This is a genomic window from Citrobacter sp. BDA59-3 (assembly GCF_015167655.1).
Classification (GTDB): domain Bacteria; phylum Pseudomonadota; class Gammaproteobacteria; order Enterobacterales; family Enterobacteriaceae; genus Phytobacter; species Phytobacter diazotrophicus.
The window spans coordinates 2,252,220-2,264,258 of record NZ_CP063427.1; the positions used below are offsets into that span (position 1 = coordinate 2,252,220).

10 protein-coding genes are annotated in these 12,039 nt (G+C 54.8%); 6 read left to right on the forward strand and 4 right to left on the reverse strand.

Annotated elements, in window-relative coordinates; genetic code table 11:
* The first annotated feature begins 685 nt into the window (after window positions 1–685).
* From fdhF to IP582_RS10645, 6 genes are all read left to right on the forward strand, one after another.
* Window positions 686–3,658 carry a formate dehydrogenase subunit alpha gene (gene fdhF / locus IP582_RS10620; RefSeq protein WP_193795908.1) on the forward strand — a complete coding sequence of 991 codons (2,973 nt, stop codon included), beginning with the start codon at window positions 686–688 and terminating at the stop codon, window positions 3,656–3,658.
* Entirely contained in the window at window positions 3,658–4,137 is a 480-nt protein-coding gene (locus IP582_RS10625) for a DUF1641 domain-containing protein (RefSeq protein WP_193795909.1), read from the forward strand. Before fdhF ends, IP582_RS10625 begins: the two co-directional genes overlap by 1 nt.
* A gap of 1 nt (window position 4,138) precedes the next feature.
* Window positions 4,139–5,521, forward strand: a complete 1,383-nt coding sequence (locus IP582_RS10630) for a cytochrome ubiquinol oxidase subunit I (RefSeq protein WP_079496599.1) — start codon at window positions 4,139–4,141, stop codon at window positions 5,519–5,521.
* Window positions 5,518–6,501, forward strand: coding sequence for a cytochrome d ubiquinol oxidase subunit II (locus IP582_RS10635; protein ID WP_193795910.1), 984 nt, complete (start codon window positions 5,518–5,520; stop codon window positions 6,499–6,501). Before IP582_RS10630 ends, IP582_RS10635 begins: the two co-directional genes overlap by 4 nt.
* Window positions 6,502–6,778: 277 nt before the next feature.
* Window positions 6,779–7,972 (forward strand): zinc-dependent alcohol dehydrogenase, encoded by a 1,194-nt coding sequence (locus IP582_RS10640; RefSeq protein ID WP_193795911.1) that lies wholly within the window; start codon window positions 6,779–6,781, stop codon window positions 7,970–7,972.
* Window positions 7,973–8,025: 53 nt separating this feature from the next.
* Window positions 8,026–8,520, forward strand: a complete 495-nt coding sequence (locus IP582_RS10645) for a 2-oxo-tetronate isomerase (RefSeq protein ID WP_193795912.1) — start codon at window positions 8,026–8,028, stop codon at window positions 8,518–8,520.
* Between the two features lie 14 nt (window positions 8,521–8,534).
* Here the strand turns inward: IP582_RS10645 and IP582_RS10650 are convergent, their stop codons facing one another.
* The 4 genes from IP582_RS10650 to IP582_RS10665 all read right to left on the reverse strand — a co-directional run bounded on the left by IP582_RS10650 (window position 8,535) and on the right by IP582_RS10665 (window position 12,024).
* Complete coding sequence (locus tag IP582_RS10650; RefSeq protein ID WP_193795913.1) at window positions 8,535–8,669, reverse strand: DUF2474 family protein; 135 nt, start codon at window positions 8,667–8,669, stop codon at window positions 8,535–8,537.
* Entirely contained in the window at window positions 8,669–9,679 is a 1,011-nt protein-coding gene (gene cydB, locus IP582_RS10655; RefSeq protein ID WP_193795914.1) for a cytochrome d ubiquinol oxidase subunit II, read from the reverse strand. Before cydB ends, IP582_RS10650 begins: the two co-directional genes overlap by 1 nt.
* On the reverse strand, window positions 9,679–11,079 hold the full coding sequence (locus tag IP582_RS10660) for a cytochrome ubiquinol oxidase subunit I (protein WP_039079291.1): 1,401 nt from the start codon (window positions 11,077–11,079) through the stop codon (window positions 9,679–9,681). The genes cydB and IP582_RS10660 overlap by 1 nt, the downstream gene beginning before the upstream one ends.
* A 69-nt stretch (window positions 11,080–11,148) precedes the next feature.
* Window positions 11,149–12,024, reverse strand: a complete 876-nt coding sequence (locus IP582_RS10665; protein WP_193795915.1) for a manganese catalase family protein — start codon at window positions 12,022–12,024, stop codon at window positions 11,149–11,151.
* Between the last annotated feature and the right edge of the window lie 15 nt (window positions 12,025–12,039).

Here is a 12,039-nt window from a genome sequence, read left to right on the forward strand (position 1 = left end):
TATTTGTGCGCAATCTTCATGCAATACTTCAACAAGCGTAACGGTATTTTGGATTTAACATGGCGCTGCCGCCTGGTTTATTTTCCGTGAGACCATCTATAGTTAATCTCTTATTGAAAACAGGAGGCGGTTTTTATGCTGTATATTGAGAAAGATGATCCCCGTGAAGCACCAGAGTCCGGTGATAAAAAACCCGATCCGGATAAAAAATAGAAGAGTCTAAAGGCCACGCTGTGTGGCCTTTTATATTTTAGAGTCAATGAGTTGTGACTTTGTTGCGGACGGGAGTCATACGTTTCCCTGAGGGTGGGCCTGTCTGCACCATTTAGCTGATTTGGGTATCTCTAGTCAGATGCATTAACGTATGCGGATAAAAAGTATATCGGGCCAACTAATACAAACCATTTTCTTTATTGCTCCGGCGCAATTTTACCGCTTCGTTTTGTAACGTTTGCTCATACTCTTTTTTAGAGCGACAGTGTTTTTTTCACTACGATTTTTTCACAACAAACAGACAGACGGAATATTCCCGGCTTTGCCACTCGGTTTAGCAAAAACTCTTTTTAACTGCCATAACAGATACGTCACCCATGGCGTGAGTAAAAACGCGTTATTCATCAGAATAAGACGTAACGCATTTTACCAAAACGGGAGTGCGCGTACATGACTGGTCTGAGGAAGCAAAATGAGCCTGCAAAAATGTACCGTCATTTACGACGGCAAGGCCCTTGTCGGCCCGGCGGACATGCCGCTTATCGATTTTCTTGATGCCTGCCATATCACCTTGCCCCACGTCTGCTATCACCAGGCGCTGGAGCCGCTGCAAACCTGCGATGTCTGCTGGGTTGAACAGGAGGGGACGCTGGTCAGAGGCTGTACGTTGCGCAGCCAGGACGGGATGGTCATCAATAGCGCCGACCAACATGCGCGTGCCGCCAGAGAGGAGGGGATGGATCGCCTGCTGGCAAAGCATGAACTCTATTGCACCGTCTGCGAACACAATACCGGTGACTGCACGCTGCATAACACCATGGTGGACATGCATATCCCTATCCAGCGTTACCCTTTCCAGCGCAAGCCTTATGTGAAAGACGAATCCAATCCGTTTTACACCTATGACCCCGATCAATGCATCCTGTGCGGGCGCTGCGTGGAGGCCTGCCAGAACGTTGAAGTCAACGAGACGCTGAGCATCGATTACACAATGGAATATCCACGCGTGTTATGGGACGGCGGTAACCGCATCGCGGGCTCAAGCTGTGTCAGTTGCGGTCACTGCGTCACGGTCTGCCCGTGTAACGCGCTGCTCGAAAAAACCATGCAGCCCGATGCCGGTCCGTTCACCTCAATGCGCCAGTCCCTGAAACGTCCGCTGATTGATGTTATCAAAACGCTGGAGAATGCCACCGGGGCAGAAATTATTTCCGGCATTTCGGTTATTGATACCCATCTGCGACAGCCGGAGATCAAACGCACCAAGACGGTCTGCACTTACTGCGGCGTGGGATGCAGTTTCGAAATGTGGACCCGCGACCGGCATCTCCTCAAAGTTCAGCCGGTGATTGATGCGCCGGTGAATGGCATTTCGACCTGTGTGAAGGGCAAGTTCGCGTGGGATTTCATCAATAGCCCGGAACGCCTGACCACGCCGCTTATCCGCGAAAATGACCGTTTTCGCCCGGCAAGTTGGGAGGAGGCGCTCAACCTCGTCGCGCAACGCCTGCTGACTATCCGTGATGAAACAGGGCCGGACAGCATTGGCTTTATAGGCTCCAGTAAAGGCAGCAATGAAGAGGCTTACCTGACGCAAAAAATCGCGCGACTGATCATCGGCACGAACAGTGTCGACAACTCATCGCGCTATTGCCAGAACCCGGCGACGGAGGGGCTTTTTCGCACGGTAGGTTATGGCGGCGATGCAGGCACGATACACGACCTGGAACAGGCGGAACTGATTGTGATTGTGGGCAGCAACACGGCAGAGAACCACCCGGTTATTGCCTCGAAACTGAAATCCGCCCGCAAACACCGTGGACAAAAATTGCTGGTTGTCGATCCGCGCCGTCATGAGATGGCAGAACGCGCCGATTTGCATTTGCGTATCCACCCTGGCACCGACCTGGTATGGGCATCTGCGATGTCACGCTACATGTTTGACCACGGTTATGCCGACGAGGCGTTTCTTGCCGCACGCGTGAATGACGTGGAGGCGTATCGCCATTCGCTGGCCCCGTTTACCCTGGACTATGCCGCGCAAATTACCGGTATCCAGGAAAACACGTTGCGCGAAGCGGCGGAACTGATAGGCCAGGCGGGAAGCATGTGCATCCTGTGGGCGATGGGGATAACGCAACACAGTCATGGCGCGGATACCAGTACGGCGTTGTCCAACCTGCTGCTGGTGACCGGTAACTATGGCCGCCCCGGAACGGGGGGCTACCCCATGCGTGGTCACAACAACGTACAGGGGGCCAGTGATTTCGGCTGCCTGAAAAATTTCTATCCGGGGTACGAATCGGTCAGTGACCCGCAGGTGCGCGAGAAGTGGGCGCGGGCATGGGGCGTGGCACCAGAAAAACTCTCACTCGACGTGGGTGAGGACAATTTTATGATGGTCAAGCTGGCGGCCAGCGATCAACTTCGCGCGATGTATGTTATCGGTGAGGAGACCGCCTTTTCTGACGCGGACACAACCAATGTGCATCAGGGCTTTACGGAGCTCGATTTCCTGGTGGTGCAGGATCTCTTTCTCAGCCGCACGGCGCAGTTTGCCGATGTGGTATTGCCGGGGTGCCCGAGCGTGGAAAAAGAGGGCACCTACGTCAATACCGAGCGACGCATCCAGCGGTTTTATCCGGTGATGCCGCCGCTCGGCGACAGCCGACCAGACTGGCTTATCCTCACGCAACTGGCCGCGAAAATGGGGTATGACTGGGGTTATACCCATCCGGGGCAGATCATGGACGAAGTGGCAAAGATTGCCGAAAGTTTTGCCGGAGTCCGCTACGCGCGTCTGGAAGGCTGGAAATCACAGATTTGGCCGGTGAGCCCTGAGGGCGTCAGTACGCCATTACTTTACACCGAGCGCTTTAAATTCCCTGACGGACGTGCCCGTCTTTATCCCCTGAGCTGGCAGCCGCCTGCGGAAGAGGCTGACGCCGAGTTTGACCTTATCCTGAACAATGGCCGCATGCTTGAACACTTCCAGTCGACCAACCAGAGCGGCAGAGGGGGACGGACGAGCAGCCTCTCGCCCGAATGGTATGTAGAGGTGAGCCCTGAACTGGCGGCGGGACGCAGCCTGAATGAGGGCGACTGGGTGAGGCTGAGCTCGCGCAGGGGAACGCTTGATGTCCCGATTGTCGTGACGGATCGGGTGCAGGGTAACGTGCTTTTCATCTCTATCCATCAGGGCAAGCCGGGGATTAATCAACTGACCGGCGAGCATCACGATCCGGCGGTGAATACGCCTGCCTATAAAGAAATCGCCGTTCAGTTGCAGCCGCTGCAACGGCCTGCTCACCCTGGCCCCTTACCCGTACACAATTTCCGCCACGGCAAGCGCACCCCCATTAACAAAGTGCCCGTGGAGGAGAAATGGCGTCGTGATGATTATGACGAGCCACCGGCGCATGAACCACATCCGGAGAGATTCTGATGGCGAAATCGATAGAGTATCAGCCGGAACCGGCAAAAATCGGGCCGGACGCCCACGACGAACTGGAACGTCTGCTGGAGACCCTGCACCAGCATGGCGTATTGCGTTTAGCCAACGATCTGGTGGCAGCGAATAACGAGGTCGCGCAGGTTCTGGTGAAGGGGCTGCAACGGGAAGGCACACTCAATGTCATCCAGAATGTGTCGGTCATTGTTCTGGCGCTCTCCTCTCTGCCGCCGGATCGGGTCTATAAACTGGCCTTTGGCCTGCGGGATATGGCGGATGCGCTGAGCCAGCCTGAACAGACCCGCGAGCAAAAGGCGCCCGGCGTGCAGGGAGTCTGGAAAATGTTGCAGGATGACGACCTGTGGCGCTCGTTGCAGCCTGTTCTTAACGGGCTTAAGGCCTTTTCCCGCCGGATGGAGGAGCAGGTCGATAAGCCCATCTCTTCATATACCGGCAAACCCAGCGACGCCTAGCATGAGCCCGGAAACCGCACTGCTGCTGGCACGTGGTCAGTTTGCGTTTACCATCGGTTTTCATATTGTGCTGGCCGCCTTTACCCTTGGGCTGGCGCAATTTTTGATGGTACTTGAAGGGCTGTGGCTCTGGCGAAAGCAGCAGGTCTGGCTGAGCCTGTGGCGCTACTGGAGCAAGATATTTGCCCTGAATGTGGCGGTTGGCGTGGTGACGGGTGTGGTGATGGAGTTTTCCTTCGGCACCAACTGGAGCGGGCTTGCCAGCCGCACGGGGGCCGTGCTGGGCCCGATGCTCTATATGGAAGTGCTGGTGGCCTTTTTCCTTGAGGCCGGATTTATGGGGGTTATGCTATTCGGAATGGGCAAGGTGCGCCCGTGGGTCCACTTTATGGCGACCTCTATTGTGGCGCTGGGATCGTTTTTCAGCGCCTTCTGGATCCTCGCGGCAAATTCATGGATGCAGACACCGGATGGCTTTGTGATAGGTGCAGAGGGGCGTTTTGAGCCTGTCGACTGGTGGGCGGCGATTATCAACCCTTCGTTTCCGTGGCGGATGGCGCATATGGTCGCGGCCGCCATGCTCGGCACCGCCTGCCTGGTGGCAGCCTGTGGTGCGTGGCACTTGCTGCGCGATGCACGCCATCCGGCGGCACGGCATATGTTTTCTCTCGCCATGTGGATGCTGGTCGTAATGGCCCCCCTGCAAATCGTATTGGGCGATCTGCACGGTGAAAACACGCGCGATCACCAGCCGGTGAAACTGGCGGCTATCGAAGGCAACTGGAACCCGCCGCCGCCCGGCGAGGGCGAACCGATGCGCCTGTTTGCCATACCGGATATGGCGGCCCGCCGCAACCACTATGAGGTGGCGATACCGGATGTGGGTTCCCTGTACCTGCGCCACAATTTGCAGGGAACAATTCATAGCCTCAATCAGTACCCCCAGGATACGTTGCCCTGGGTTCCGCTGGTCTTCTGGTCGTTTCGGGTGATGGTTGGGTTGGGGCTGCTGATGACCTTTGCCGGGGTTGCCGGCCTGGTGGTGCGCCTGCGTCGCCGTCTGTTTCACGCACGCTGGCTGCTTCGCCTGATGGTGCTGATGGCCCCGGCGGGGTTTGTCGCCATGCTGGCCGGGTGGGTGGTGACCGAAGCCGGGCGACAGCCGTGGACTGTGTACGGTCTGCTGCGCACGGCTGAGAGCGCCTCGCCCGTATCGCCATCGCTGGTGCTGGGTTCCCTGGTGTGTATTGTGACGGTCTATCTCGCACTGTTTGGGCTTGGGCTGTGGTTTTTGCTGCGCATTTTGTCACGCCCGCCGCAACGGGACGAAGAAGGGGCAATGCCGGATGTCGCCAGGCGTACAGGGCAGGGGGGCGCAGAATGAGTGAACTTCTGGGGCTGCCCTGGTTACAGACCCTCTCTGCTGCGGCGCTGGCGGGGAGCCTGTGGGTCTATGTTTTACTCGATGGCGCCGATTTAGGTACGGGCATGTTATGCGCATTCCAGTGCGATGCCGACGCCCGCCATCAGCTTAACCTCTCTTTATTGCCCGTATGGGATGGTAATGAAACCTGGCTGGTGCTGGCGGCAGGGGGCCTGCTGGGGCTGTTTCCGCTGGCCTATGCCATTATGCTTAGCGCGCTGTATGTGCCGGTCTTTATGATGTTGCTGGCGCTTGTGGCGCGCGGCATGGCCATTGAATACCGGCACTATGCGCCACGTTTCTTCGACACGATGCTGGTGGGCGGTTCATTACTGGCAAGCATCTCTCAGGGTGTCATCGTTGGCAGTCTGATTATGGGACTCCCCAACGACGGCCAACAGTTTACCGGGACGGGGTGGGAATGGCTGAGCCCTTTCCCTCTCTTTTGCAGCATTGCCCTGATTACGGGTTACTGCCTGATGGGGGCGGGATGGCTGAACTGGCGTTGTACGGGCAGTCTGGAATACCGGGCAAGGCGCGCTATTCCCTGGCTTAGCGCCCTGACGCTGGTTCTTGTGATCGGGTTACTGGTCTGGACCATTTTTCTTCATGAGACCTGGCGGCAGCATCTCCTCAACCCCTGGCTGTGGGTGCCGCTGTTAACCCTTGCGGCTGCCGGGCTTGCGGTGCTGTGGATTAGCCTTTCACGGCACTATGTGTTCTTGTCGATGGCGGCCATTCAGATACTGGTCAGTTGTGCGTTCGCGGCGCTGGCCTTTACGTTGTTCCCTTTTATTGTGCCCGTGAATCTCCTGATTCAACAGGCGGCGGCACCGGTGAAGACGCAACAGTTTCTTCTCCTCTGCTTTGGCCTGCTGGCGCCGATAACCTTAGCCTATAACACCTGGGTCTTTCGCGTATTTAGCGGCAAGATTCATTAGCTGCCCGCCAATTAAAGAACAGACATTTTCGCCATGATGAATAAACAGACGGGTGCTTTCAAGACATATTCCGCTGCGCTTGTTATTTTTATTTTATTGTCTACGGAGAGGAACAATGAATGGAAACTTAATTTTTGTTCTATCCTTTATATTCTTAATCGGTAAATAAGATGGAGCGTAATCGATGCAGCCTTAATAAAAGGCGGCAGATAATTCAGATTAATACCTAAAACTTACCGTTCTGTTTATTCAAAGCCGTTAATCAGGAGACGCGCCTATGAAAGCACTCGCCTATCATGGACCTCATAACGTTAAAGTGGATACGATGCCCGACCCTGGTCTTGAGGCCCCGGATGATATTATTCTGCGTGTAACCGCAACGGCTATTTGCGGCTCAGATTTGCACCTCTATCACGGTAAAATACCGGGCACCCATCATGGTGATATTTTTGGTCATGAATTTATGGGCGAAGTGGTTGAAGCGGGCCCGGAAGTCAAAAATGTCACTAAAGGCGACCGCGTTGTTATTCCATTTGTGATTGCCTGCGGCGACTGTTTTTTCTGCCGACTGCAGCAATACTCCGCCTGCGAAAACACTAACAGCGGGAAGGGCGCAGCACTGAACCGTAAGAGCATTACGCCGCCCGCGGCCCTGTTTGGCTACAGTGACCTCTATGGCGGTATTCCTGGCGGGCAGGCGGAGTATGTTCGCGTCCCGAAAGCCAACACCGGGCCGTTTAAAGTCCCCGCACACTTGCCTGATGAAAAAGTGCTTTTCCTCTCCGATATCCTGCCAACGGCCTGGCAGGCTGTGAAAAACGCAGAGATAAAAAAAGGCTCAAGCGTGGCCATCTACGGCGCCGGACCGGTAGGACTACTGACGGCGGCATGTGCGCGACTGAATGGGGCCGAGCAGATTTTTATCATTGATCACAATGATTATCGGCTGGCGTATGCCCACCAACGCTATGGCGCCATTCCCATTAATTTCGATAAGAATGATGATCCCGCCGCCTGGATCATTGAAAACACGGCGGGCCATCGCGGTGTCGATGCGGTGATCGATGCGGTTGGCTTTGAAGCGAAAGGCAGCCTGACCGAGACCGTCATGAGCAACCTCAAGATTGAAGGCAGTAGCGGCAAGGTCCTCCGGCAAGCCATCGCAGCCGTGCGCCGTGGCGGTATTGTCAGCGTGCCCGGCGTCTATGCCGGATTTATCCACGGATTTATGTTTGGCGATGCCTTTGATAAAGGGCTGACCTTCAAAATGGGCCAAACCCACGTCCATGCTTTCCTGCCTGATTTACTTGAACTTATCGACCAGGGCCACCTCTCTCCGGAAGAGATTGTGACACATCATCTTCCCCTTGAAGAGGCGGCGCGGGGCTATGAAATCTTCGATAAGCGCCAGGAGGAGTGCCGTAAGGTTATTCTGGTGCCGGGCCTGAGCGCGGAAAAAGCAACCCTCTGATGGGAAACGGCGGTTGCCTGCGCAACCGCCATGTGGATGACAGGAGGAAAATAATGACAACACCCGCTTTATCTATCGCCAACGAACTGGGGCGATTGCTCACTGAAAAGAAGTTACGATTGACGACGGCCGAATCCTGCACCGGTGGGTTAATCGCCTCGGCACTCTGTGCTTCTGACGATACGCCCTCGTTTTATGGCTGTGGCTTTATCACCTATACGGATGGCGCGAAAATCAAGGTGCTGGGCGTCAAAGAAGAGACAATTTCAGCCCATACCGCGGTGAGTGAACAGACGGTGAAGGAGATGGTTTCCGGCGCTATCGCCCACTCCGGGGCGGATGTCAGCCTGGCCGTCAGCGGTTATGCCGGGCCGGATGGTGGTGAAGATGGCACCCCGGCCGGGACGGTCTGGTTTGCCTGGCAACTTCCTGACACTGTCATTGTCGCTAAAGTAAAACATTTTGAAGGTGACAGTGAATCGGTTATAAAACAGGCCGCCAGTTATTCATTAGGCACCTTAATTATGCTATTAGCGGATGATCAGTAAGCACATCTCTTTCGTCAGGTATGCAGACCTGCCATCGTCATCAATAATTTAATCAGTGTGCTGGCGATAAATAACGCCAGCACACTGCCAAACCACAGTGAAATAAACCACAGTACTTTTTTCACTGCGCCGCTTTGTTTACTGTTCATCAATGATAACCCTCCCCATGTTCAATTTTCCCGCGGAACACATAATAGCTCCAGAAGGTATAGACAAGGATGACGGGAATAATCAGTAGCGCCCCCACCAACATGAATCCCTGACTTTGCGGCGGTGATGCCGCCTGCCATAGCGAAATATCAGGCGGAATAATATTTGGCCATATACTGATGCCGAGTCCGCTAAAACCGAGGAAAATTAACCCCAGGGTCAATATAAAAGGCAGGGTATGGTGTTGCGGGTTATGTAAAGTACGCCATAATCCCACGCTTAAAATCAGTACCAGCAACGGAACGGGCGCAAAAAACCAGAGGTTAGGGAAGCTAAACCAGCGCGCCGCGATCGCCTCGTGGGTGAGTGGTGTCCAGAGACTGACAATCGCCATGGCCAGCAGTAAACCGAGAAGTAATGTCCTGGCGGCCACCCGCATTTTTTGTTGCAACGCGCCCGCGCTTTTCATCACCAGCCAGCTTGCGCCAAGCAAGCCATAGGTAATCACCAGTCCAAGACCGCAAAACAGGTTAAATGCCGTAAGCCAGTCCAGCGCGCCGCCGCTAAAGGCGCGACCCGTGACGGTAAAACCATTGATCACCGCGCCAACGACCACCCCCTGCGTAAAGGTGGCAAGTAAAGACCCTGCAAGAAAGGCTTTGTCCCAAAAGGGCTTATGGTGGGGTGTCGCTTTAAAGCGAAACTCAAAGGCAACGCCGCGAAAAATAAGGCCGATGAGCATCAGCGTCAGGGGAATAGCCAGTGCGTCGGTGATCACCGCGTAGGCGAGGGGGAAGGCCCCAAACAGACCAGCACCGCCGAGCACCAGCCAGGTTTCATTGCCATCCCAGACCGGTGCGACGCTATTGACCATGACGTCCCGTTCCCCCTCGTCCGTGATCAGAGGAAAAAGAATGCCAATGCCAAGATCAAAGCCGTCCATCACGATATACATCAGCGTGGCGAAGACAATAATGACAAACCAGATAAGCGATAAGTCGATACCCATTATTTTCTCTCCCCGGTCTGTAAGCTCTCGCCAGCCGCAGAGAGCGGGCGTGCGGGTCTGCCGTCGGTGGGGTGCTCATCCCACGGCTGCGGGCCTTTTTTAATCAGGCGTGCGATATAGCCATATCCCACACCGAAGACGGAGGTGTAGACGATAATAAATGTCGCCAGACTCAGGCTCATCTGCAATGTACTGTGTAACGAGACGGCGTCAATCGTACGCAGGAGGCCATAGACAACCCAGGGCTGGCGACCTGACTCCGTTGTCACCCATCCGGCAAGCAGGGCGACAAGGCCAGCCGGACCCATCCAAAGCGCGAAGTGCAGAAAGGGCCTTGAGGTATACAAGCGGTGTCGATATCGCAGCCACAGCGACAGAATACCCAGCGCTATCATCAGCAGCCCCATCCCGACCATCAGGCGGAAAGACCAGAACACAATGGTGGAGTTTGGCCTGTCAGCTTTCGGGAAGTCTTTTAGCGCCGGAACCTGGTCGTGGAGAGAGTGAGTCAGAATCAGACTGCCCAGCGCGGGAATGGCAACGGCGTAACGTGTGCGCTCTTCCTCCATATCCGGCAGGCCGAAAAGTAATAAAGGAGTGGCTTCGCCTGGCGGGTTTTCCCAGTGTCCTTCAATGGCGGCTATTTTGGCCGGCTGATGCTCAAGGGTGTTGAGCCCATGCATATCGCCTACAAAGGCCTGCACCGGGGCGACGACCAGCGCCATCCACATCGCCATCGATAACATCTTTCTGATGGCAGGGGTGTCATTGCCACGCAATAAGTGCCAGGCCGCAGAGGCGCCGACAAAGAGGGCGCTACTTAAAAAGGCGGCAATCGTCATATGCAATAAACGGTAAGGGAAAGAGGGATTGAAGATGACCTTAAACCAGTCGGTGGGTACCACCTGACCATTTACAATCGAAAACCCCTGTGGCGTGTGCATCCAGCTATTGGACGCCAGGATCCAAAAGGTGGACATCAGCGTGCCGAGCGCCACCATACAGGTCGCGAAGAAGTGCAGACCGGGGCCTACCTTATTCCAGCCAAAGAGCATCACCCCTAAAAACCCGGCCTCAAGGAAAAAGGCTGTTAGTACTTCATAGGTCAACAAGGGGCCGGTAATACTCCCGGCAAATTGCGAGAAGCCGCTCCAGTTGGTCCCGAACTGATAGGCCATGACCAGACCGGAGACCACCCCCATCCCAAAGTTAACCGCAAAGATTTTTAACCAGAAATGATACAAGGCGCGCCAGTCAGGATTTTTAGTCTTTAACCATAACCCCTCCAGCACCACGAGATAGCTGGCAAGCCCAATCGTGATAGCCGGAAAGAGAATATGAAAAGAGACCGTAAAAGCGAATTGTATTCTTGCCAGATGAAAGGCATCTAATTCAAACATCACGATCCCCTTATCAAAAAAACACCCCTTGGCTAAGGGGTGAATAACACAGGCATGCGACTGCTGATGTTATTTGGGTTGTGGTTCCCCATTTCCGAGTTCGGCACCGGTTAGGGGGTCGACAGAAGGGTCTGATTGGGTACGTTTAGCCATGGCTTTCACCAGCGCCTGTTGCTCTTTGTTAAGCGTGACAGAGGCCAAACCATCGCCACCGTCAACAGCAGGCTGCGGATCGGCAACGTACTCAAAGTTTTCATCACTATTCCAACTGCCACGTGGGTCGTCCCCTTCGGACATGTTGTAATAGACGTTGGTGTATTGTTCGATAGGCGGCAATTTGCCCGGCGGGAAATTGTTGCGAATCGAGTAGAGCGCTTTCTCGAAGGAGAGCATATGCGCGGCTTCACGGGTCATTAAGAAACTCAGCGCGTCTTTCACCCCCGGATCATCAGTGACGTTAATCAGGCGCTCATAGATAATTTTAGCACGTGCTTCGGCCGCGATATTCGAACGCAGATCTGCCGTCACTTCACCAATGGTGTCAATATACGCCGCCGTCCAGGGATAACCCGCAGAGTTCGTTAAAGCCGGGCCGCCGCCGTAGAGCAGGGAGGTGACATGGCTGTCATTCCCGTTCTGCGTTAACGAACGGTAAAGCTCTGCTTCGTTCTCCGTCCCCTCTGCAAGCTCGCCTTTAGCGCCTTTATTGAGCATTCCCACGAGAGAGCCGATGATTTCCAGGTGGCTCAATTCTTCGGTAGCGATGTCCATCAGCATCTCTTTGCGACCGACATCATCATCCCCCAGCCCCTGGGTAAAATAACGGCAGGCTGCGGCTAATTCGCCTTGCGGGCCACCGAACTGTTCCAGTAAAAGGTTGGCGAGACCGGGATTCGGCTCACTGACGCGAACGGTATATTGCAACTGTTTAACGTGTCGAAACATAGTCTCTCCTGATGT